This is a genomic window from Kurthia senegalensis (assembly GCF_000285595.1).
Taxonomy (GTDB): domain Bacteria; phylum Bacillota; class Bacilli; order Bacillales_A; family Planococcaceae; genus Kurthia; species Kurthia senegalensis.
In genome coordinates, this window is record NZ_HE611066.1 from 343279 (window position 1) to 366328 (window position 23050).

Sequence of the window (23050 nt, forward strand, 5' to 3'; positions counted from 1 at the left end):
AAATCCTAGCCAAATAGAAAGGGTCGTCATGATGTTGAAATCAGGAACTGACCTAAAATCTGAGACAACATAAAAAGAAAAAGACACTTTCAAAGGGATCAAATCTTTGGAAGTGTTTTTTGATGGGAAAAAATATTCATACGAAACAAAAATGAAAGTAATGAAGATGAAATGATGAACGAATGTGGGATTAAAAATGACAGGCAACTTTATCAAAGGAAAGTTATATCGTTTACAACAACTACTCGGTAAACAAGATCGTATTGGAAAAGGACCGTTTGAAGAAAAATTAATTGAAACGTTCCACGCCATGCCCCAGCCAAAGCGTCCGTCACATTCTTCTTAAAAGAAGTGTCTTTTTCATATGCGCATTTGTATTGTTCTTTGTTTTGCGCATAAAAATAGAGAAGGGAGTGTCAAATTCGACATCACCTTCTCTAGTAGAGGCTATAATTTTTACGTATGTCCTTACTTAATGGGGGTATGGTTTGCCACCTAAGAAGCTACCTTCTCTGTAAGAGCGGAAAGCATCTCGTAATTCATCGTCTGTATTCATAACGAATGGTCCTCTTGCAGCGACAGGTTCTTGAATTGGCAATCCGCTAAATAAAGCGATTTGTGTCGCGGTTGTCGCATGAATTTCAATGAAGTCATCTTCTGAACGAGTATCGAAATGTGCTGTATCGAAAGCACGAACCGTTTGACCGTCAATGATGCTGTCACCTTCTAAACTATACATGTATGAGTTATAGTTTGCGGGAATCGGGAAGCGATAGCTTGCACCCGCTTCTAAGTCGATTACGCTATAGATGAACGGTGTATGGAGTGTAAGAGGAGAAGCGACGTCTTCTACTTGTCCTGCATACACGGCAACACGTCCTCCTTCGATTTCTTTTACGGGTACATTTTCTTTCAGTAAATCTTGATAACTACCAGGTGTTTTTTTATGTTCACTACTCAAATTTACCCAAAGTTGGAGTACGCGAACATCTTCACCGCGGTCTGGATTTTCATTATGAATAATGCCGCTACCAGCGTTCATAATTTGGAAATCACCTTCTTTTAATCGTCCACCACCGCCTGTTGCATTGTCATAATGCTCTAAGCTACCGTCTACGACATATGTGACAGTTTGCATCCCTTTATGAGGGTGGTCTGCAAATGTATTATGTGCAAAGCGGTCGTCTGCTAAAATTAAGAACGGGTCATTTTGCATCGGATCTTCTAATCGTAAAACGTAACGAAGGTGGCGACCATCTCCATCTTGAAGTACGATTTGTTGTAGTTTTTGAATGTGTAACATATTTGTTTCCTCCTTTAGTTTTGCTTGTTTGTTGGTATGTGTTTATCATATAAGGGAAGAAGGAAAAGAACAAAGAATGCTCCCTTTTTTGTAGGAGCTAAACGACAAAAGATGAAAATTGTTGTAGAAAGGATGCCATAATGAATAAAAAATTAGATCCACGCGCTGTTAAAACGCGTCAACAAATTATTGATGCTTTCCAACAACTTATTCAAACGAAGTATTTTGAACAAATTACCGTAACGCATATTACCGAACTTGCGCACATTAATCGTGCGACGTTTTATGCCCATTTTATCGATAAGTACGAGTTATTAGAAACGGCATTACATGCGATTACGTGGAATGATTTAGAACCGTATTTTAAAGATGATGCACCTCTCGATCATGAATTGCTTGAAAAAGTGTTATTATCGATTATGCATATTCATGAAAAAATGAATGTTGGCTGTAGAAGAGGGTATGCGACGTTTAATCATATGATTGAGGAAAAAATTAAAAGTCAGCTCATTGAATTGTTTGAAAAGAAATTACCTGCAGATGAAAAGCTAATTGCTGTTTTTCTAAGTTGGGGATTGTACGGTGCATTTATTGAACGGGCACACGATACGAAAGAAGATGACCGTGTATTTGCGAAACGAATCGCCTTACAGTTAACACAAAAAGTAGATATTCCAAAAATGGTACGGTAATTATAGGCGAAAAAAAAACGAACTCCAAACGGAGTTCGTTTTTTGTATAGAAGATTGATGCGATACAAATTAAATAAATAAACCAACTAATGTTGCAGTGAAAACTGAAACAAGTGTTGCAGCAATTAAGATTTTTAATCCTTTTTTCGTAACGATCGCTGCTTTTTCTCCAGAGATTGCTTGTAAAGTACCGCTAATGATACCGATTGAACTGAAGTTAGCGAAGCTGATTAAGAATACAGAAACAACACCGACTGTTTTTTCTGTAAGATGAGGGATTTGATCTTTGAATTGTAACATCGCTACGAATTCATTTGTTGCTAGTTTCGTACCCATTGCTTGACCCGCAACGAGAACTTCAGAAGCAGGGATCCCCATAATCCAAGCAATTGGAGCGAAGATGTAGCCTAAAATTTCAGTAAGTGTCATACCGATAACTGCATTGAATAGAGCATCGATTGCAGCCATTAAGCCGACGTAAGCAACTAACATTGCAGCGACGATTAATGCTACTTTACCGCCGTCTAATGCACCTAAAGAAATAGAATCGAAAAGTGATTTAGCAGGGCTTGCATCTTTAATTGAAATAACTTCTTTTTCTTTTGATGTATCAGGAGCAATCATAATACCGATGATTAAACCTGATAATGCGTTTAATGCCATTGCACCAAGAACATATTTTGGAGGTAACATCGTAATGTATGATGCCATGATGGATGCAGAAGCAGAAGCCATAGATGTAACAGACATGACGATTAATTTATTCGTATCCATTTTAAGAACGTGGTTTTTAATCGCTAAAATCCCTTCAGATTGACCGAAGAAAATATTATTGATTGCATGGAAAGTGCTAACGCTAGATAAACCTGTAATTTTTGATAAAAATCCACCGACGTATTTAATGATTAACGGTAAAATACGTAAGTACGTAAGTAATGATAGTAACATGGAAGTGAATACTAAAATTAATAATACGTTGACGAAGAAAGGTGAACCACCTTCAGGAATCCAACCACCTACGATGAAGTTAATTCCTTCACGACCATAGTCAAGAACTTTTGTTAAGCCATTACTTGTTGATTCAATTACTTTCAAACCAACTGATGTTTTGAACATAACGAGCGTTAAGATAATTTGTAAAATAATCATGATAACAATCGCTTTGAAGTCAATCGCTTTTCTGTTATTACTCATTGCATACGCAACAGCTAATACAAGAATTAGACCGATAATTCCGATTAAAATGGACATTTGTTTAAATACCTCAATCTTTTTTCTATTTTTTTGTCGCCGTTTTTTATGTAAAAAAAACGAATCTTTAACTATATTAAAATTATAAGAATAAAGTTTCAATACAATTCACAAAAAAATAAATAAATGATAAAAAGTAAATGTTTTCTGATAAAAACGCTATTTTAAATACTATTTATATTGAAAATTGCGTGAAAATAATAATAAATCAGTGAAAATGACACAAAGTGATTTTTTTTGATATAACGATAAAAAAATGTGTGAAAGAGAATTTTAAGTTATTGTCGCCATTTTAAAAACTAAACTAATTACTTGCTTTAAAGTAAAAAATACACATAAAAACCCATGAATTCTCAAAAATAGAATTCATGGGCTATTTTTATAAAATAGGCGCTAATAGGCGAGAAATACTTTCCTTAAAGCGTAACCAAAGAGAACGTTGTTGATGTGTCTCTTTTGTCATTTCTGTACATTGCTTCATATCTTCCATAAAAACATCGGCAAGTTCTGTCGCAATTTTCGTATCGTAAATGAGACCGTTGACTTCAAAGTTAAGCTCAAAGCTTCGGTTATCGATATTCGCTGTACCGACAGAGGCGATTTGATCGTCGATAATCATCACTTTGCCGTGTAAAAAGCCTTTTGCATAATGATACACTTTCGCCCCTTCAAGCATACATTCCCCGGCGAAAGAACATGTGGCACGATAGACGAAAGGATGGTCGGGCATATTTGGAATCATAATGCGTACGTCGACACCTGAATGCAGTGCAATTTTAATGGCCGATAAAAAGCTTTCATCTGGTATGAAGTAAGGAGACTGAATGTAGACGTATTTTTTTGCTTGCAAAATCATTTTGACGTAAGTATCTAAAATCGATTTGTACTTCGTATCGGGACCAGAAGAAACAATTTGCATCGCCGTAGTTCCCGTTACGACTGGTGTAGGGAAGTAATGATCTTCGTACTCCAGTTGCAAGCTGTTACCGGCTTGGTTCCAGTCAGCCATGAAACGAGCTTGTAGTGCATAAACAGCATGTCCTTGAATGCGCATATGCGTATCGCGCCAATAACCAAATTTCCGGTCTAAGCTAATGTATTCATCTCCGACATTGAAACCACCTAAATAGGCAATCGTACCGTCGATGACGACGATTTTTCGGTGATTTCGATAATTAAGTCGTAAATTGATGACCGGTAAAATAGAAGGGAAGAACACTTCTACTTCGCCACCGGCTTCGATTAACTCTTTGAAATGTCTTTTTTTCGTACTTCGACTTCCGAGTTCATCGTACAAAATACGCACCTCGACACCAGCTTTTGCACGTTCTGTTGCAGCGTCTAAAATTCGTTTGCCGAGACCGTCTAATTTGAAAATATAATATTGAATATGAATGTGGTCTTTGGCATTTTTAATGTCCTCGATCAGTTGGTTGAATTTATCGTCACCATCATGGAAAAGATGAATATCATTATTTTTTGTGACGATCGCATCGTTCGTTGCGAGGTTCATATGAATGAGCTGATGTGCTTGTTCAATGTTTTCTACATGGAGCGAACTCGTTGTGGCTTTTTCTTTTTGTTCGTCGATCATTTGCTGAATGCCGATACTTTTTTGAGGAATCCAGCGCTTTAAATGTTTTTTGCGAAGTGGCTTCCCGAAAATAATGTATAGTATAAAGCCAAGATAAGGTAAGAAAAATAAAATTAAAATCCATGCCCAGACAGACGTTGGTTTTTTGCGTTCCCAAAAAACGACCGTAATCGCTAACAATATATTAACGACGAGTATGAGGAAGCTCCAAAGCTTAGGGTTTAACAGATAGTCCATTTGCACACTCCTTTAGAAAAACTATACTAATTGGTACATTTCCTAAAATACTAAAAATAAAACTAAAATAATAGGGAAAACAAAGGAAAATATGATGAAATGGAAAATAATTTAAAAAATAGATGGAAAAAGGTCAAAATAAAAGCGTAGGACATCATTTTATGTCATACGCTTTAGCTATTTATGTTTAGTACGATTAAGCGTAATACGATAAAATTTGGCTTAATTTCAACAAATGACTCATATCACCTTTTGCTTTGAGTTTCCCCATAAGAAAAGCAGTTTGAGGATTGAGTTGACCGTTCGTTAACTTTTCGAAATTTTGCGTTGAAACGACAATTTTACAAGCGGGATGTTCGACACCTTCTATGAGTGAAGCGGATGTCCCCTCAAAAGAAACGTTCACTGTTTCATCTATATCTTTGAAATAAAATTGAATAATCGAATTGTATCCGCGTAATCCTTCTCCATCATTTGAAATCTTCGTTAAAAATCGATCTACCGCTACTACCATATAATCGCCACCTAATATTTTTCTCTAATTTACCATTATATGCTATTTTAAGTCAATATATTGTTTAAGGAATCGTTGCAGCTTGTGCTAATTGTCTGCTCATATTTTGAATTTGTTGAACGGCTTCGTTTACAGAATGGCTCAATTCATTTTGAGTAGAGACGAGTTCATTGCTTCTCGCCATATGTTCCAAAATCGTATCAATTAATAACTTCATCTCACCTAAACTAATTTCGATTTCGCCTGTAGCATCGGCACTATTTAAAGCGAGTTTACGTACTTGGTCGGCAACAACAGCGAATCCTTTTCCGTGTTCGCCGGCTCGTGCGGATTCAATTGCTGCATTTAAACCGAGTAAATTCGTTTCATCGGCAATGTTTCGAATGAGCGTCGAAATCTTTTTCGTATTGTCGGCACTTTGGTGTGCTTCATTCGCAGCATGGGCAGACAATTGTTGGGCGATAGTTAATTCGGATACGTGATTGCTCATATTTCGCATCGCATCACTCATTTCTTCAATACTACTATTCAATTGTTGAATGCCTGCTTGCATTTGAGTAGTCCGTTCCTTTTCAAGTTGTTCGAGACGAACGTCACGCATTACACCGACGATTTGTGTGATGACTTCTTCATGCGCTGTTATTAGTACACGATTGCTAATCGGGTGATAATGACCGACCGCATCTTGAATGCGATAAATGAGTTCGCAAACAGCTTTGCCATTTTGTTTCGCATCGCGCAAACATTGAATGAAAAGCGGATTCATTTTAGCTGTATCTTCTGGATGAATAAGAAGAGAAAAATCCGCATAACTCGTAGGACGGGTCGTATTTGTGAAACCAAATGCGTTTAAAAATTGAGTAGAAAACCAAACGTGATTGCTCGGGTCATTTAAATTTTGCGCATTTTCAATAGCGACATGCCAAGGGGATTCGTGCATTACTTCTGTAATGAGTTCATACTTCCCAACTTCACGATCGTATTGCAGTTGCTGAGAAATTTCATTGGATATATTTTGTATAATTCCGTAACAGCTTGTCGCGATGTTTTCTTCATATGTAAACTCAAAATCATTTTTTACATGAATCCATTGATCATTCGGTAGATGAAATCGATATTTCAATGAAATATCGGTTTGTTGCTGAGCTACGCATGCGTGAATAGCTCGTTGTACCAGATCACGGTCACTCGGATGAATGAGCTCTAAAATGGATATGTCTTCTTGCTGCGTAGGAAGCAACGGTAAAATCGCATCGCTAAACGTAAAAGTAGTCTCTTTTTTCCATAAATCACCGTCATGAAGCGTTGCAGACCAGCAAAAACTGTTCGTCACCTTTTCACAAAGTGCTAGAAGCTGTGTCGTATTACGTTCTTTTTGTTCAAATGTAGTAGAAAGGACTTGTAGTAGTATCTGTTGTTCTTCTGTGAGTTCATAGTCTGTAAAAACAACTTTCTGTCGCTGAATAATGTGTGAAACGGCGTTCTGAAAATCGGTAGATTGTACAACTGGGACCGCTTTAGTACGTAAAAACATGGCGAAACCTCCTCAATCATTTTATTGAATATTTTACCATATAAGTTTTTTATTTACTCATTAATAATTTAAAATATTCGAGACAAAAGATTCTTTTTTAGAAAAAATATATGCCTAATAGCATTTTAAAAAAGAGCGTAAGTAAGTGAAATGGATTGTTTTTTAGAAAAAATGTACAAAAAATAGCGAATTTATTGTAGAATGGGGGAACGTGAAAAAGTTCGACAATTTAAATAGAGTGGAGGGATGAAAAAAAGTGGATCATCAACATCAAATTCAACGAATTAATACATATGTTGGAAAACTCGAGTGGAACAGGCTGAGTGATTTGTGGATTGAATTAATTGATGAATTTTGTACGAATACAGTTGTTTTTGCTTATTTATGGAAAAAGTCAACGGAACGTGAATTTGAATTATTGAAGAAAAACCTCTATTTTTCGGAAGTTCCAGATTTAAATGCGGCGATTGAAGTGACAATGGGTGAATTAAGACAAATGAAATGGTTTGAAATTGATTTGTTAACACAAGCAACAGATTCTGAAATGAAATGTGAAGACGATTTACGTCAATTGATTTTAACGATGGTCGAGTTTCGACTACAAAATGAAGAAGCGGAGTTCATTCAGCAACAGTTAATTCAAAAATATAATACGTCGCCAAATCGTGTGTACGTAGAAAACCAAGTCATTTGTACTTTAATTTGTATGAGTAAATTGGCGAAAGTGTAACGTTTCTTTATAGATGGAAAAAACGCCTTGTATAGGGCGTTTTTTTAATGTACATGATTTATTTCGGAAAGGACGAGAACGCCTAACGGAACGTATTCGTCCGAAATAAATAAAAAAGTGGCATGATTTGGTTTTTCAAATCATGTCACTTTAACAGGTGATGTAGAACTTTTTTATTGGTGATCGGCGATAAATTGTTGTAACAATTCTTTCGGTTGGTAACCCATCGTTTTAGCAACGATTTCACCGTCGCGCATAAGAAGCATGGTCGGAACAGACATGATGCCATATTCTTGTGCAATAACAGGGTTCGCATCTACTTCTAATTTGACGATTTTAGAAATGCTATTGTCTGCATCTAATTGTTCTAAAACGGGTGTTAACATTTTACACGGTCCACACCATGTCGCCCAGAAGTCGACTAAAATATAGCCTTCTTTCGTTTCTTCATAAAATGTTTGGTCGGTTGCTTGTACAATTGCCATGTTCAAAACTCCTTTATGTCTACTATAATAGCTATCGTAACACGAAAAATACTTCTATGTGAATGGAACGGATTCCAATGGATGAAAAAAGCATTAATTATGCGGAAATTCGCCTTTTTTCACCGATTGCCTCGCATTCTTTCGCTACTATGCTATGATACCGTCATTCTAATAAGAAAGCAGTGGGGATGAATGGAGTTTATAATTCTCGGGTTATTTGCGTTATGTTTAATCGGCTGCGTAAGCTTTCAATTACCGATTTTATACGCATTAGCAGTAGGATTTATGTTGTTCTTTACATATGGGTTGTTAAAGAAATTTAAGATGAAACAAATGTTTCAGTTTACGTGGGACGGTATTCGCCAAGTGAAAAGTATGCTGTTGATCTTTTTCTTAATTGGTATGATGACAGCCGTTTGGCGAGGAGCAGGGACGATTCCTAAAATTATTGATAGTACGATGGGGTTACTCGTACCATCGTTGTTTATTATCGTCGTCTTTTTACTGAACTGTCTCGTATCGGTCTTAACGGGTACGGCATTTGGCACGGTGGCGACCGTCGGCGTTATTAGTATGACGATTGCCAACGTTATGGGGGAAAATACGCTGTTTGTAGCAGGTGCCATTTTATCGGGGATTTATTTTGGGGACCGCTGCTCACCAATGTCTACGAGCGCGCTGTTAATTTGTGAATTAACCCATATGAAATTATTTGACCACATTCGGCAAATGATTCGTACGGCTTGGATTCCGCTCGTTATGACGGTTGTGATTTATGTCGCTCTTGGGTTTGTTGATCAAGGTCATCTAGCTGATTCCAGTGTTTCTCTGTTGTTTTCACAACATTTTTCATTGAGTTTTTGGACGCTTCTGCCAGCGATTGTCATCGTACTTCTTTTAGCAGCACGCGTATCGATTAAGCAGACGATGTTAGCGAGTATTATAGTAGGTAGTATGATTTGTTTATTCGTCCAACATATGGCTGTGAGTGAGTGGCTACTTACATTATGGCGTGGCTACGTTGCACCGACGGAGGAACTCGGTGCGATGTTAAATGGCGGTGGTATTTTGTCCATGGTTAAAATTATTGCGATTATTTGTTTATCGTCGTCTTATTTTGGTATATTCAATGGGACGAACATGTTGAAACAAATAGAAGCACAAATTGAAAAGCTAGCTCATAAGACGACAAATTTTGTGACGAGTACGCTCGTATCGATTGTAGCGATTATGATTTCATGTAACCAAACGTTAGCGGTTATGTTAACGTACCAATTGAACAAAGAGCTGTATAAAGATGATCAAAAGACGGCGAGTATGTTAGCAGACACAGCGATTGTCATTCCGGCATTAATTCCTTGGAGCATCGCAAGTGTCGTGCCACTTACGACAGTAGGGGCGCCAATTGAGAGTATTTTATTTGCTTGTTACTTATATTTATTACCGATTGTCGGAATCATTCGTTCAATCGTTAACAAAAGACAATTACGCATGCAACAAAATGCGCTCGTCCATTAAAGAGGTGAACAAAATGAATGCAGAAAAAAGAAAAAAATGAAAAAGTTTTTTAATACACTCGGCTTATTGTTACTCGTTATTTTCGGAGGGAACTTCATTATGAACTATTTTCGTCACGGTGAAGTAGGTATGAATGAATTAGTCGGAGGCGTCATCGGTATTATCTTCTTACTTATTGGTGGTGTCGTCATTAAAAAAGACGTACCTCAAAGTAAACAATAAATCATCAGCTATATCGTTTGTTAGGCAAATGATGAACAATATGAAAGAGCCGGTATGCTGTTAATAGCATACCGGCCCTTTTTGTTTGGCTAACATTTTTACTTAGCCTTTTTATTGGAGGTTAAAACTGACGTTTTGGTTCTTTCCAGAACATCGCAAATACGAGACCGAGAATAATAAATACGGTTGCGAAGTAGTATGGATAGTCGATATCGATATCGAATAAAATCCCCCCGATGACGGGTCCAATCACGTTAGCGAGTGATGTGAAGAACGAGTTCATCCCACCGACAAACCCTTGGTCACTTCCTGCAATTCGTGAAAGATACATCGTGACAGCTGGTCGGATTAAATCAAAACCGATAAAGACAACGAACGTTACGCCTAAAATAAGCCAATGTGTGTGAACGACCGTCATTAAGAAAACTAAAATGGCAGATAACACGAGCATTACACGAATTAATTTAATTTCACCGAGCCATTTAATTAAGCGATCGAAGAAAACGACTTGGAATACAGCACCTAAAATGGCACCGCCTGTAATAGCAATCGCAATATCAGAAGGCGTGAAGCTAAACTTATGATCGACGTATAAGCTAAAGAATGATTCGAATGCTGCTAGTCCAAAGCTTGAAACGAAGATGACGATAAAAGCGATTAAAAACATCGGCATAAGTAGCTTACGAATGCTTGACTGTTGTTGACGATCGTCTTTTGGTACTTCTTGACGTTCAGGCTCGCGTAATAAAATAGTGGAGCAAAGAGCAGCAACTAAGCCGAGTACCCCTGCAGAATAGAACGGGACACGCGTGCCAATTTCCGCTAAGAAACCACCGATACCAGGACCGATAATAAACCCTGTATTAATTGCCGCAGACATGTAACCAAGTGCTTTCGGACGAGATGTTTCGTCTGTAATGTCTGCGATGAAAGCTGTCACAGCTGGCATCATGAAAGCTGCGCTTAAGCCACCTAAAATTCGAGAAATAAATAAGACATCGATGGTTTTCCCGAAACCGAATAGTAATTCTGATAAGCCGAAGATGAATAAACCGAGTACAATCATACGTTTTCGTCCAAATTTATCAGCAGCTTTCCCTGCAAGAGGGGAAGCGATTAGTTGTGTTAAAGCGAAGGCAGCTGTCAAATAACCAACGACTTGCCCACTAATGTTTAATTCGTTCATTAACGTTGGCAGCACGGGAATGACTAAACCAATTCCTAAAAACGCAATAAACAAATTAAATAAAAGTAAAAATAGCGTTAATGATCCTGTTTTTTTCATAGTATGTGTTCTCCTTAAGTTGATGTTGCTGTACATCATCATAAACCTTACAGTAACTGTAGGGTCAAGAAAAATTATGAATTTATTCGCACTTTTAATTCAACGACGTAATCAGGTTCTTCAATTGGCGAGAATTTCGTCGGCAAAAACAGTTCGTAAACGTCTGAAACGGCATGTAGCTGATGATTAATAATGAAATCGTATAGTTTTTGATAGTTTTCTACGTAAGTTTCGATTGTAAACGGGAAAGCAATACAAATGTAGTTGCCCCCCTCCATTTTTTTAATCGTCATTTGGTCAGAAAGTTGACCTATCCTATGTTCTGTCAATAAAGCTGTATAAAGATGTGTGTAAACAAATTGTTCACCACTTTCGTATTTCTTAAGCGGGAATATGGCGCCGTACCGATTGGATAGGACGCTCCCACCTTTTTCGATCGTATACGTCATTTCACTAAAATACGTAGAAGGCACGTCGATCAGCGTCGCATTTTCCACTTTTAGCGATAAAACACGCTGTGGGTCTTCTGTCGTAAAATAAATTTCATGAAACTTCGGAATGCTAATTTGTTCTTGCAGCTGTTTTTTCGTTTTAATTAACATGTCTTGTATGTCACGCATCCGCTTCATTTTGACTTGAACGAGTTCTTCTTGTTCGGATAAAAAGTGAAGCAATTCATTCGGCGTCATTTGTTGTGCTTTTTTAATGTTCGCTAAAGACGTTCCGATGTATTTTAATGATTTAATCAAATCCATATTGGCGATTTGTGACTCATTGTAATAGCGATAGTTCGTTATTTTATCGACTTCTGCAGGTTTAAAAATACCAATTTCATCGTAGTAGTGTAGTGTGCGAATCGGCATGTTGACGATTTTAGACACTTCACCAATCGTAAACTTTTTGTTCATCAAAATGTCCTCCATCTTATGAAAAAATTCTTATTTTAAGTATACGAAAAAAATAACTTTTTCATAGGATTGTACGTATTTTCTTTTTGAATTAAGAATATTCTTACAATAGTATTGACGAAAGACAAATTTTTCGATACGTTAAATGCAACTACATAAAGCATTAGGTGCTCTTACATGAAGAGAGAATAGGGAATAAAGTGAAAAACTTTAGCGGACCCGCCACTGTAACAGCGAGTCACTAACGACATACCACTGAAAAATCGGGAAGGTGTTAGTAGACGATGAACTGGAGCCAGGAGACCTGCCTAATCGCTGCACGGTATAGATGATGGAAAAGTCTGTAGTTTATTTGTAACGGATAAACTACAGACTTTTATGCTTTTTTGTAGCATTAAAGGAGGAACGAAGATGTCATTATTACAACAAACAATTGCTCAAATTAAACCGCTGGATACAGACGCGTACGAAAAAGGAAAGGCCTATATTGATTCGTTAGCGAAGCCGCCAGAAAGCTTAGGAAAATTAGAAAAGCTTGCTGCACAATTAGCGGGCATTCACGGAGAAGGGTTTCCGAAGTTGACGAATAAAACTGTCATCGTTTGTGCAGGCGACCACGGTGTTTGCGAGGAAGGTGTGACGACAAATCCACAGTCTGTTACCGTATTCCAAACGCTTAGCTTTCCAAAAGGGAAGACGGGCGTTTGCGCAATCGCTAAATCGGTCGGAGCGAATGTCGTCGTTGTAGACGTCGGTGTGAAAGAAGACTTACCGGAAGATGCAGGGGTTATTTTGAAAAAAGTAAAGTATGGAACGGACAATATGGCAAAAGGACCTGCCATGACGTATGAAGAAGCCATTCGTTCGATTGAAGTTGGAATTGAAACCGCTTTGGACCAAATTACTGCTGGTGCGGACGTATTAGCGACAGGCGAGATGGGAATCGGTAATACGACGCCGAGTGCAGCGATATTAGCGGTATTAGAAAACCGTCCTGCCATCGACGTGACGGGGTTCGGTGCAGGTGTTGGAGAAGGCGGAATTGCTTACAAAGCATCGGTGATCGACCGCTCTATTGCACAAAATCAACCAGACGCGACTGACATCATTGACGTATTAGCGAAAGTAGGTGGACTCGAAATCGGTGCGATGGCAGGCGTTATGCTTGCGGCTGCCGCTGCACGAAAACCGGTAGTAATCGACGGGTACATTTCTACGATTTCAGCATTGATCGCAGCGACACTCGCACCTGCAGCTAAACAATATATGATTGCTTCTCATGCATCCGAAGAGCCAGGTGCTAAAATAGCGGCTGCGCGCCTCGGTGTAGAGCCGATGCTGCACATGAATATGCGTTTAGGTGAAGGCTCTGGTGCAGCGCTCGCATTTCCTATTTTAGATGCGGCACTCGCAATGGTAAATGAGATGGCGACGTATGATGAAGCGGCTGCATTACTCGAAAAATAAAAATGAATGCCCCTTCTAGCGATAGTATGTCGTTGGAGGGGGCTTTAGTTCGCACATACAAAAAAGCATTACTAAGTCTTAGTAATGCTAAAAAAGTGTAAACGTCGTATCGTGGCGATTGTTTAGGATTGTGATTTTTTTAACCGATAAGAAGTAATCCATTTTTTTAATTCAACCGGTGTATACATGATGATCCAAAGTGCGAATAATACGAGTACTAGTCCGAAAATATAGCCTGGATTGCCAAAAATATTCGCAAGTGGAATGAGTGGTGAGCCAGGAGATGGGGTATTTAAAAACATAAAATTCGTATCATACAATTTATTGAATTTATATAAAACCGGGGCACTACTACATAAAAATAAAACAGAACCCCCTATTTTGCGTATGTCTAGAATGACTTCTTTCGTTATGAGTACCATCGTAATGTAAACGACGAGTACGATATGATAGACGAAGCTAAAAATCGTCATGAAGCTGAAAATCGGCTGCATCGTCCAGTCACAAAATAGCAGTGCAGAAAGAGCACCGGGTAAAAATAAATTAAAAAGCATATTGCCGACTGTTTGATTAGGATAGTACGCATGAAGTAAAACGAAAAACATCGCGAAACTACAAAGGGCAAAAGGGAAATGGTCGACTGTTAAAGTAGAAAAAATAGCGACGTAGACATTTTTAATACATTCGCCAATAATGAGGCTCCATGCGAGTACTTTGCGTATTGTTGTCCGCCTAGTTGTAGGTGCGTGTTTATAAAAGATAGAAGAAATGAAGACCGCGAGTAAAGTGAATGCGAGCCAGCTGAGATGATATGTATCATAAAGGCGGAAGCCGTCCATATTCAGGCCTTCTTTCTAACGTGTTTTTTTAAATTGTCGCGCGTAATAAATGATAAGCCCGGTTAAAACAATTAAAAATAAAATAATAGGCATAATCGCGATATTCGTTTCATTGCCGAGTGCGGCAAAACTCGTTTGAATCGACAAAATTGTTATAAATAGAGAGGTGAGAATTTGAAACCAACCGAGTAAATGAGCGGCAATTTTTCGGTGCGTAACATTGTCCGCATTATAATAAGGCATGTTTAACAGTCGAGGTACTTTGTAAGCTGCAAGCATGAACAACCAAATGATGACATTGACGATGGGCAGCAGCCATACAAAACCTTTTGAGCCAAAACCATCTGCTTCACCTGATGCGTTGAAATGAATAGGGACAGAATCTGGAAACTCTGACCAATGCATGCCTGCATAAATGAATGGAACGAGTAAGATAATCGTACTGACGGTGAATTGTATTTTTTTCATAAGCATCTCCTTAGTAAATGTATCGCATTGACTTGAAAATTTGTATTACGCCAATACGTTCTCCTTTCATTATACAAGACGTCCGATCGGTAAAAAAGCAACTGAGATAAAATTTCCAATTTTTTCATAAATAAAAAACTTACGCTCAGGTAGGAGTGTAAGTTTTTTTATTTTTATATTATACGTTTAGCGGTTTCGGTGCTTCGACATTTGAAGGAATAGCCGCTTTGTAAGTATGATTTCCTTTATTTTTAATGAATTCGGCACGTGCATCTTCAATAATTTGAGGCGTTGTAAAAGCATCTAAAGCAGAAAGTGCCATAATTTGAGCGGCATTGTGCATGCCCTTCATCCCAATAGAAGAACCGAATGAAGCAGTTGCTTGCCATGTGTGTAGCTGCACAGAAGCGGGCGCGCAAACGGTCGTTACTTGTCCCATCGGTGTAATCCACGATACGTCTCCAATATCCGAAGAACCCGGCATCGTCATGCGGAACATTTGCGGAATATGATAAAATCCTGAAATTAAATCGCCATCTTGTTGAATACCGAGTTGCGCTTGTTGCATTTTTTGAACCGTTTACAACACTTGGTTCGATGTTTTGTTGCAACGTTTTAGCAAAGGCTTGTTCTTCTGCCGTGTACGTAATCGGTTTTAGCAGTTGCGCATTTTCGTACATCGATTCATTTAACGTCATATTCGGTAACGTATCGTAGCAACCAGCTGTAATGACAACTTCTACACGTGTTTCCGTCATCATGGCAGCCCCTTCTGCTACGAGTTTCATACGGCGTAGTAAATCATCAACTTCGGCACGGTTTTTTCCGCGTAAGAAATAAAAGACACTTGCTTTGTCTGGCACGACATTCGGTGCTTGTCCGCCGTTTGTAATTTGATAATGAATACGTGATCCGTCCGGAACATGCTCGCGTAAATAATTCGCACCAACATTTGTTAACTCGACTGCATCTAAGGCACTTCGACCGAGATGCGGAGCGGCTGCAGCATGCGCTGTACGCCCGAAAAAGTGGAACTCTACACCTGAGAGAGCTTGCATCGATAAATTCGTCGTCATCGCAACGCTACCAGGATGCCACGTATATACGACGTCTAAATCATCAAACACACCAGCACGAGCCATAAATGTTTTGCCAGAAAGTAATTCTTCTGCAGAACAGCCATAATAGCGAAGTGTTCCTTTTATTTGATGTTCCTCCATATATGTTTTCAAGTGGATAGCTGCTTCAACACCTGCTGTGCCGAGTAAATTATGGCCACACCCGTGTCCAGGGCCATTGTCCACGATTGGGCTCTTCGTCGGTTGTACGTGCTGAGAAAGACCTGGAAGTGCATCAAATTCGCCTAAAATACCGACGATTGGATGACCCTCTCCAACTTCTGCGATAAAGGCGGTTTCGACATTCCCAACATTTGCTTCAATTCGGAAACCGGCTTCTTTTAACGTGTCTTGCTGAAGTGTAGAGGCATACGTTTCGTTATAGCCAAGTTGCGGGTGTTCCCAAATATTTTTCGCTATTTCTTCAAACTGTAATTCATTTGCTTCCATCATTTCGATTAACTGTTGTTTTGTCATAGTCTTCTCCCTTTCTAAATGGTCCATTTATTAACGTACACGTAACTCGATTGATTATTTTCTATACGTTTTGTAACATACCCACTACTTGTTGGAAAAAACAATGAGGGGATAATTAGAGTATATGTTAATTTTTATAGTAATTGGAATATTTATTTAATTATTAATTTAGACGAATAGAAGGAATGAATGAAGCGTGTATAAAATTTCTTTTTTTCGACGAATTTTCTCGTCGTTCAAGCAAATTCATAGAGAATTGTGCAATACCCCTGTATAATGAGAGACATACTTTTCAAGAAGGGGCAGATGACGAATGAATCTCGATGCTATGAATGAACAACGTATCGGTGAAGCATTGAACGTTGTGGAATGTCGCTTGTATCAACTTGATTTTGAAAGAAGAAAAGGTGCGTTAACGGATGACCGAGTAATGGAGCGAAACGAATTGTACAAGTTGCTACAAGACGTATATGTGCGCCTCGTGAAAAATGATGAAATTGATGAAATTGTACTCGTTTGTAAAGAAGGACAACATGATTTACATGCGGCAACAGCTATTTTGACGTATCAAAATATGTTGTTCATTAGTGATCAAGTGATTCATCAATTTCCAAGTTATTTCTCAAGTTATTGGCCGTCCCGTATTACAGTAGATCAATTCGTTCCAATTAGTGAACGCATTTGGCATCAACTACGGGAAACGATGCAGACAGAGCAATACGTGAAAGTGAAGCAAGGAATAGAAGATTCTAAAGACGTACTGAAAAAGTATCTTCAACAGATGGAAGTTTTTTAATGAATTTTCAATATGCATAATCAAAAGCATACGTGCGATGAATTAACGTATGAAACTTAATAAACATAACGTTGCATGAATTGTTATACATTATTTAACAATTCATGCAATTTTTTTATTTTTTAAGGCTATTTTTGTTCGAAATAGGGTACGATAAAGTAGCAACACAATTATTGGATGTCTCACTCGTTTTTTGGCCGCTACATATGAAAGCGTTTACATTTCGCTTTTTATTCGTAAGGGGGAAAAGAAATGTTTGAATTGACGAACGAGCAACAAATGATTCAAAAATTGGCAAGGGATTTTGCACAGGAGGAACTAGCACCTTTTGCAAGAGAAAGAGATAAGCATCATGAATTTCCAGAGCAAAATTTCAAGCAAATGGGAGAGCTTGGGTTACTCGGTATTCCATTCCCAGAACAGTACGGAGGTGCAGGAGGCGATACGTTATCGTTCATTTTGGCTGTAGAGGAAATTGGTAAAGCGTGTGGCGGAACAGGCTTGTCGTATGCAGCGGCGGTTAGTTTAGGCGCTACACCTTTTTACCATTTCGGTACAGAAGCGCAAAAAGAACAGTATTTAGTGCCCCTCGCACAAGGGAAGACGCTAGGAGCATTCGGGTTAACCGAGCCGAATGCGGGTTCGGATGCAGGTGGTACGCAGACGACAGCTATTTTAGATGGGGACGAATGGGTGATCAATGGTGAAAAGCAGTGGATTACGAATGCGAGTTTTTCGAATCAAGTAGTCGTAACGGCTGTGACGGGTAAAGATGACCGCGGTAAAAAACAAATATCAGCAATCATCGTTCCTGTTGGCACACCGGGTATGACGATTCGAACGCCTTATGAAAAATTAGGTGTCCGTGCCTCTAATACGTGTGAAATCGTACTTGAAAATGTACGTGTACCGAGAGATTCTGTGCTCGGAGATGAAAAAAAAGGATTCCATCAATTTTTAAACACATTAGACGGTGGTCGTATTTCGATTGCGGCATTGTCGGTCGGTATTGCACAGTCGGCCTTTGAAAAAGCACTTGCTTATTCAAAAGAGCGCACGCAATTCGGACAGCCGCTTTCGAAGCTTCAAGCCATTCAGTTTAAGTTAGCAGATATGGCTATGGAAATTGAATTGGCACGTACTTACGTATGGAAAGCCGCTACGCTGAAAGATGCGAATAAACCGTTTAAAAAAGAAGCGGCAATTGCGAAACTTTTTTGCTTCTGAAATGGGTTTCCGCACGTGTAATCAAGCGGTGCAAATTCACGGTGGATATGGCTATATGGCAGAGTACGATGTCGAAAGGCACTTACGAGATATTAAATTAATGGAAATTGGCGAAGGAACATCAGAAATACAACGTGTCGTTATTTCGCGACAACTAGGCTGTTAGGAGGAGAAAAATATGACAACAATTTTATCAGAAATGGCAGGAACAATTTGGAAAGTACTCGTGAAACCAGGGGACCAAGTAGAAGAAGGACAAACGCTTGTCATTATTGAATCGATGAAAATGGAAATTCCTGTAGAGGCCGAAGAAGCAGGCGTCGTGGCAAAAGTGTTCGTAAATGAAGAAGACTTTGTTGAAGTGGACTTACCGCTCGTTGAAATGGAGTAGCGTATGAAGCTGCCGACAAAAATTCAGATCAATGAAGTAGGACCGCGTGATGGCTTGCAAAATGAACGAGTGATTTTGACGACGGACCAAAAATTATCGATGATTCAGCAGCTGACGGATGCCGGAGCTACGTACGTCGAAGTAGCAAGTTTCGTACACCCGAAATGGATGCCGCCACTCGCAGACGGTATGGACGTACTAAAACGACTTGATCGGCAACCGGGCGTGACGTATGCGGCACTCGTTCCGAATATGAAAGGACTCGAACGAGCGATGGAAGTGGATGTTGATGAAGTGAGTGTGTTTTTTTCTGCTTCTGAAGCGCATAATCAAGCGAATTTAAACCGCTCTATTCAAGAAACGTTACCGATTGTGAAAGAAGTCGTAGAAGAAGCGACTCGTGCAGGTAAAACCGTTCGAGGCTATTTATCGACGGTCATCTCTTGCCCCTATGCAGGTTATATTGAACCAGCTATTACGAAAAATATACGGAATTTTTATTGGAATGTGGTGTTCGAGAGGTGTCACTCGGTGAGACGATTGGCGTCGCAACACCGAATCAAGTAGAAGCTTTACTTGATGAACTAATTCCTACGATTCGACCGAATCAATTAGCGATGCATTTTCACGACACTTACGGCATGGCCATTGCGAATATTGTTGCTAGTTTTCCATATGGCATCACGACTTTTGATAGTTCTGTCGGGGGTGTTGGCGGTTGTCCGTATGCTAAAGGGGCGGCAGGAAATGTTTCAACAGAAGATCTCCTTTATTTATGTGAGAAAATGAACATTCATACAGGCATGAACCGAGAAAAAAATCGTTGATGTGAGCGAATGGTTAGCGATGCAATTACAACGCACACTGCCATCAAAACAATTACAAATTCGGAAAGGAGCAAATTAAATGACACTCGTTACGTATACGGTTGACCAACATATTGCGACAGTCGTTTTGAACAGACAAGAAGCGGCTAATGCATTATCGATTGACTTGCTCCATGAATACATTGAAACATTGCATAAAATTGAACAAGATTTGACGATTCGTGTTGTGCTCATTACAGGGGCTGGCGAGCATGTATTTTGTGCAGGCGCAGATTTAAAAGAACGGAAAAAAATGCCGGAATCGCAAGTAATGGAGACGGTTTCTTTAATCGGAGAAGCGGTCGATATTACAGCGAGGTTGAAGCAACCGACGATTGCCGTTTTAAATGGGAGCGCATTCGGTGGCGGCTTGGAATTAGCACTTGCATGTGATTTGCGTGTTGCGAATGCATTTGCACAAGTCGGACTTACCGAAACATCACTCGGGATTATTCCAGGTGCAGGAGGGACACAACGACTTCCTCGTTTAATTGGAATAGGTCTCGCAAAAGAATTGATTTACACGGCACGCCGTATTTCTGCAGATGAAGCGCATCGAATTGGTCTCGTAGAACATGTTTTCGCGAAAGAACTTGTACATGAAAAGGCGATGGAATTAGCGAAAGAAATTGCCGGAAATGCGCCGCTTTCTTTACGCCAAGCGAAACGAGCACTACAGCAAGGGATGCAAGTACCGATTGAAAAAGGACTTGTCATTGAGCGAGAAGCGTATGAAAAGCTACTTTATACGGAAGATCGTAAAGAAGGTTTACGTGCATTTGAAGAAAAAAGAAAACCGAACTATGAAGGGAAGTAGGTGTAGACATGACGTCATTTTACGGAGAAGAGAAAAGTCGAATTGAGCGTGGCGGGGCAGAACGCTATCACGAAAAAAATAAACAGCAGCATAAATTGTTTGCACGTGAACGCATTGCACAACTTATAGATGAAGATAGCTTTGTGGAGGACGGTGCATTTGCGAACAATCAAGACCCGACTTTTCCAGCAGACGGGGTCGTGACAGGAATCGGTAAAATTGATGGGCGTCCGGTTTGTATTATCGCCAACGACTCGACTGTTAAAGCAGGTTCATGGGGGAAGCGAACCGTTGAAAAGATGATTCGTACGCAAGAGCAAGCGATTCAATTAAAGTTACCTATTTTTTATTTAGTAGATTCTGCAGGTGCGCGAATTACAGACCAATTAGAAATGTTCCCGGGTCGCCGCGGAGCAGGACGAATTTTCCACAATCAAATTAAACTTTCTGGTGTCGTACCACAAATTTGTGTTCTTTTCGGCCCATCTGCTGCAGGTGGCGCGTACATTCCCGCTTTTTGTGACATCGTGATTATGGTGGAAGGCAATGCATCGATGTACTTAGGATCGCCGCGAATGGCTGAAAAAGTCATCGGAGAGAAAGTAGATTTAGAAACGATGGGCGGTGCAAAAATGCATTGTTCCGTTTCAGGTTGTGGAGACGTACTTGCGAAAACAGAAGAAGAAGCGTTACTCGCAGCAAAAAATTATTTCCGCTTCATGCCAGACAATCATTTAAGGCTACCGCCACTTGAGTTTGTAAAAAATCCGTTGCATTCTAATGAAACGAATGAACAACTCATTCCAAAAAACCAAAATGCCGCATTCAATATGATGAAGCTCATTGAAAACATTGTCGATGAGCAGTCTATTTTTGAAATCAAAAAATTATTTGCAAAAGAATTAATTACCGTACTTGCCCGAATAGATGGTCATGCGGTCGGCATTATTGCGAATCAACCGAAAGCAAAAGGTGGCGTCTTATTCCCGGATTCGGCAGATAAGGCAGCGAAGTTCATTCACTTATGTGATGCATTCCATATTCCACTTTTATTTTTATCGGACGTACCGGGCTTTATGATTGGAACACAAGTTGAAAAAGCAGGCATTATTCGTCATGGTGCGAAAATGTTATTTTCAATGAGTGAAGCGACCGTACCGAAAATTTCAGTCATCGTACGTAAAGCATACGGTGCAGGTTTATACGCAATGGCAGGACCAGCATTCGAACCAGACGCTTGTATTGCGTTAACGACTGCACAAATTGCTGTCATGGGTCCTGAAGCAGCTGTGAATGCTGTATATGCGAATAAAATTGAAGCATTGCCAGAAGAAGAACGTCAAGCTTATATCGAAGAGAAACGTGTAGCGTACCAAGAGGAAATTGACTTGTATAAATTAGCTTCTGAGCTCGTTATTGACGATATTATTGAACCGAATGCACTGCGAGAAACGCTCATTAAACGCTTTGATTTCTATCGCAATCATTATGTCATTCAATCTACGAAAAAACACGGTGTTTATCCGGTTTAAACGAAAAAACCTTCCTATTATGGAAGGTTTTTTTACGTCTGAAATGTTTAGGAATCTTTATGCGCAAAATATCTTTTTTGAGAGTGAAATTGTAGTAAGTCTTCTTTAGAAGGTGCTTCTTGTAAATCTTTTTGTAATTGTAATTTTAGTTTTTCTGTTTCAATTACGTAATTGTCATATTTTAATTGTTCGAGTTTAACTTGTTCTTGTAACAGTTCAATGTCATATTTTTTCGAGCGTTCTTTACTTTTAATCCATTTTCCGATAAGGTCAGCAATCGAGCCGATCGCAACGATTAGTACGAGCGCAATCCAAAACATTGTCTCACTCCTCATTTTTCTTTTAGTCATTATACGAATGAACGATTAAAAAGTTTCAATTTTGTGAATATTATTCGGATAAGGGGTTATTTTTACGCGTAATGAGGTATATACATAACTATATTGTAAAAAATGGAGGAGATTCTACATGGCAAAAAAGAATAATTACTTATTAGCAGCAGCAATTGCGGGTGCCGCTGCGTATTTACGCAAGCCAGAAAATCGTGAAAAAGCATGGTCGACTTTCAATGATGTGAAAGGGAAAGTAACAGACCTTGTAGCAGATAAGAAACAACAATTTACGAGTGCATCACCTTCTGAAAAAGAAGCGGAAGAAACGATTTCTCCTACTTCAAATGAATCGACAACGTTAAATGCTGAACAAAAACCAGAGCATGATGTAGAAGGTGGCATCGTGAAAGAATCGTAATAAAAAAGCCTCAAAATCATATGATTTTG

General features: G+C 39.1%; 26 protein-coding genes, 1 pseudogene and 1 riboswitch. Of the genes and pseudogenes, 14 read left to right on the forward strand and 13 right to left on the reverse strand.

From position 1 onward, the window contains the following. Window positions 1-196: 196 nt before the first annotated feature. Window positions 197-346 (forward strand): hypothetical protein, encoded by a 150-nt coding sequence (locus KSHG_RS18045; RefSeq protein WP_235728359.1) that lies wholly within the window; start codon window positions 197-199, stop codon window positions 344-346. A 126-nt stretch (window positions 347-472) separates the two neighbouring features. On the opposite strand, the gene KSHG_RS09170 is transcribed toward KSHG_RS18045, so the two are convergent. Then, window positions 473-1303: a pirin family protein gene (locus KSHG_RS09170; protein WP_010304874.1), complete on the reverse strand. Its 831-nt coding sequence runs from the start codon at window positions 1301-1303 to the stop codon at window positions 473-475. Window positions 1304-1443: 140 nt separating this feature from the next. Between KSHG_RS09170 and KSHG_RS17535 the strand changes: the two genes are divergently transcribed. Then, window positions 1444-1995, forward strand: coding sequence for a TetR/AcrR family transcriptional regulator (locus KSHG_RS17535; RefSeq protein ID WP_010304879.1), 552 nt, complete (start codon window positions 1444-1446; stop codon window positions 1993-1995). A gap of 69 nt (window positions 1996-2064) precedes the next feature. On the opposite strand, the gene KSHG_RS09180 is transcribed toward KSHG_RS17535, so the two are convergent. The 4 genes from KSHG_RS09180 to KSHG_RS17540 form a co-directional block, all read right to left on the reverse strand. Then, window positions 2065-3246: a NupC/NupG family nucleoside CNT transporter gene (locus KSHG_RS09180; RefSeq protein ID WP_010304884.1), complete on the reverse strand. Its 1182-nt coding sequence runs from the start codon at window positions 3244-3246 to the stop codon at window positions 2065-2067. A gap of 379 nt (window positions 3247-3625) precedes the next feature. Further along, entirely contained in the window at window positions 3626-5077 is a 1452-nt protein-coding gene (gene cls / locus KSHG_RS09185) for a cardiolipin synthase (protein WP_010304888.1), read from the reverse strand. A 196-nt stretch (window positions 5078-5273) separates the two neighbouring features. Next, the gene (locus tag KSHG_RS09190) at window positions 5274-5591 is read right to left on the reverse strand and encodes an SCP2 sterol-binding domain-containing protein (protein WP_010304891.1); all 318 of its coding nucleotides are present in this window, start codon (window positions 5589-5591) and stop codon (window positions 5274-5276) included. Window positions 5592-5655: 64 nt separating this feature from the next. After that, window positions 5656-7125, reverse strand: coding sequence for a methyl-accepting chemotaxis protein (locus tag KSHG_RS17540; RefSeq protein WP_010304893.1), 1470 nt, complete (start codon window positions 7123-7125; stop codon window positions 5656-5658). A gap of 256 nt (window positions 7126-7381) precedes the next feature. Here KSHG_RS17540 and KSHG_RS09200 point away from each other — a divergent pair, with 256 nt between their 5' ends. Continuing rightward, the gene (locus KSHG_RS09200; RefSeq protein WP_010304895.1) at window positions 7382-7855 is read left to right on the forward strand and encodes a hypothetical protein; all 474 of its coding nucleotides are present in this window, start codon (window positions 7382-7384) and stop codon (window positions 7853-7855) included. A 173-nt stretch (window positions 7856-8028) separates the two neighbouring features. Here the strand turns inward: KSHG_RS09200 and trxA are convergent, their stop codons facing one another. After that, on the reverse strand, window positions 8029-8340 hold the full coding sequence (trxA, locus tag KSHG_RS09205; protein WP_010304897.1) for a thioredoxin: 312 nt from the start codon (window positions 8338-8340) through the stop codon (window positions 8029-8031). Window positions 8341-8532: 192 nt separating this feature from the next. On the opposite strand from trxA, the gene KSHG_RS09210 reads away from it, so the two are divergent. Both KSHG_RS09210 and KSHG_RS09215 read left to right on the forward strand, forming a co-directional pair. Then, window positions 8533-9858 (forward strand): Na+/H+ antiporter NhaC family protein, encoded by a 1326-nt coding sequence (locus KSHG_RS09210; protein ID WP_010304899.1) that lies wholly within the window; start codon window positions 8533-8535, stop codon window positions 9856-9858. Window positions 9859-9894: 36 nt separating this feature from the next. Beyond that, window positions 9895-10080, forward strand: a complete 186-nt coding sequence (locus KSHG_RS09215) for a hypothetical protein (protein ID WP_010304900.1) — start codon at window positions 9895-9897, stop codon at window positions 10078-10080. A 121-nt stretch (window positions 10081-10201) separates the two neighbouring features. Here KSHG_RS09215 and norA read toward each other — a convergent pair whose 3' ends face one another. Then, window positions 10202-11365 (reverse strand): multidrug efflux MFS transporter NorA, encoded by a 1164-nt coding sequence (gene norA, locus KSHG_RS09220; protein WP_010304902.1) that lies wholly within the window; start codon window positions 11363-11365, stop codon window positions 10202-10204. A 74-nt stretch (window positions 11366-11439) separates the two neighbouring features. Further along, window positions 11440-12273 (reverse strand): MerR family transcriptional regulator, encoded by an 834-nt coding sequence (locus tag KSHG_RS09225; protein WP_010304904.1) that lies wholly within the window; start codon window positions 12271-12273, stop codon window positions 11440-11442. 148 nt (window positions 12274-12421) lie between these two features. Beyond that, a riboswitch (cobalamin riboswitch) is annotated at window positions 12422-12599 on the forward strand. An 85-nt stretch (window positions 12600-12684) separates the two neighbouring features. Here KSHG_RS09225 and cobT point away from each other — a divergent pair. After that, a complete protein-coding gene (gene cobT / locus KSHG_RS09230) occupies window positions 12685-13740 on the forward strand; it encodes a nicotinate-nucleotide--dimethylbenzimidazole phosphoribosyltransferase (protein WP_010304906.1) in 1056 nt (351 codons plus the stop codon). A 122-nt stretch (window positions 13741-13862) separates the two neighbouring features. On the opposite strand, the gene KSHG_RS09235 is transcribed toward cobT, so the two are convergent. The 4 genes from KSHG_RS09235 to KSHG_RS16650 all read right to left on the reverse strand — a co-directional run bounded on the left by KSHG_RS09235 (window position 13863) and on the right by KSHG_RS16650 (window position 16642). Further along, entirely contained in the window at window positions 13863-14579 is a 717-nt protein-coding gene (locus tag KSHG_RS09235; protein WP_010304909.1) for a YwaF family protein, read from the reverse strand. Window positions 14580-14594: 15 nt separating this feature from the next. After that, window positions 14595-15047 carry a DUF1648 domain-containing protein gene (locus tag KSHG_RS17545; protein ID WP_010304911.1) on the reverse strand — a complete coding sequence of 151 codons (453 nt, stop codon included), beginning with the start codon at window positions 15045-15047 and terminating at the stop codon, window positions 14595-14597. A gap of 178 nt (window positions 15048-15225) precedes the next feature. Beyond that, complete coding sequence (locus tag KSHG_RS18785) at window positions 15226-15390, reverse strand: hypothetical protein (protein ID WP_235728360.1); 165 nt, start codon at window positions 15388-15390, stop codon at window positions 15226-15228. Next, the gene (locus KSHG_RS16650; protein WP_010304917.1) at window positions 15323-16642 is read right to left on the reverse strand and encodes an amidohydrolase; all 1320 of its coding nucleotides are present in this window, start codon (window positions 16640-16642) and stop codon (window positions 15323-15325) included. The genes KSHG_RS18785 and KSHG_RS16650 overlap by 68 nt, the downstream gene beginning before the upstream one ends. Window positions 16643-16955: 313 nt before the next feature. Between KSHG_RS16650 and KSHG_RS09250 the strand changes: the two genes are divergently transcribed. From KSHG_RS09250 to KSHG_RS09275, 7 genes and pseudogenes are all read left to right on the forward strand, one after another. After that, window positions 16956-17438, forward strand: a complete 483-nt coding sequence (locus KSHG_RS09250) for a hypothetical protein (RefSeq protein ID WP_010304920.1) — start codon at window positions 16956-16958, stop codon at window positions 17436-17438. A 279-nt stretch (window positions 17439-17717) separates the two neighbouring features. Next, window positions 17718-18762 (forward strand): annotated as a pseudogene (locus tag KSHG_RS16655) (acyl-CoA dehydrogenase family protein); the annotation flags it as partial. A gap of 81 nt (window positions 18763-18843) precedes the next feature. Next, window positions 18844-19056 (forward strand): biotin/lipoyl-binding carrier protein, encoded by a 213-nt coding sequence (locus KSHG_RS09260; protein WP_010304923.1) that lies wholly within the window; start codon window positions 18844-18846, stop codon window positions 19054-19056. 3 nt (window positions 19057-19059) lie between these two features. Then, a complete protein-coding gene (locus KSHG_RS19120; protein ID WP_010304926.1) occupies window positions 19060-19623 on the forward strand; it encodes a beta/alpha barrel domain-containing protein in 564 nt (187 codons plus the stop codon). Next, window positions 19578-19883 (forward strand): beta/alpha barrel domain-containing protein, encoded by a 306-nt coding sequence (locus tag KSHG_RS19125; RefSeq protein WP_315970520.1) that lies wholly within the window; start codon window positions 19578-19580, stop codon window positions 19881-19883. Before KSHG_RS19120 ends, KSHG_RS19125 begins: the two co-directional genes overlap by 46 nt. A 79-nt stretch (window positions 19884-19962) precedes the next feature. Continuing rightward, complete coding sequence (locus KSHG_RS09270) at window positions 19963-20739, forward strand: enoyl-CoA hydratase (protein WP_010304932.1); 777 nt, start codon at window positions 19963-19965, stop codon at window positions 20737-20739. Between the two features lie 8 nt (window positions 20740-20747). Continuing rightward, the gene (locus KSHG_RS09275) at window positions 20748-22271 is read left to right on the forward strand and encodes an acyl-CoA carboxylase subunit beta (RefSeq protein WP_010304934.1); all 1524 of its coding nucleotides are present in this window, start codon (window positions 20748-20750) and stop codon (window positions 22269-22271) included. A gap of 47 nt (window positions 22272-22318) precedes the next feature. Here the strand turns inward: KSHG_RS09275 and KSHG_RS09280 are convergent, their stop codons facing one another. Further along, window positions 22319-22591 carry a hypothetical protein gene (locus KSHG_RS09280; protein ID WP_010304937.1) on the reverse strand — a complete coding sequence of 91 codons (273 nt, stop codon included), beginning with the start codon at window positions 22589-22591 and terminating at the stop codon, window positions 22319-22321. A 148-nt stretch (window positions 22592-22739) separates the two neighbouring features. Between KSHG_RS09280 and KSHG_RS16665 the strand changes: the two genes are divergently transcribed. Next, complete coding sequence (locus KSHG_RS16665) at window positions 22740-23021, forward strand: hypothetical protein (RefSeq protein ID WP_010304938.1); 282 nt, start codon at window positions 22740-22742, stop codon at window positions 23019-23021. The last annotated feature ends 29 nt before the right edge of the window (window positions 23022-23050 follow it).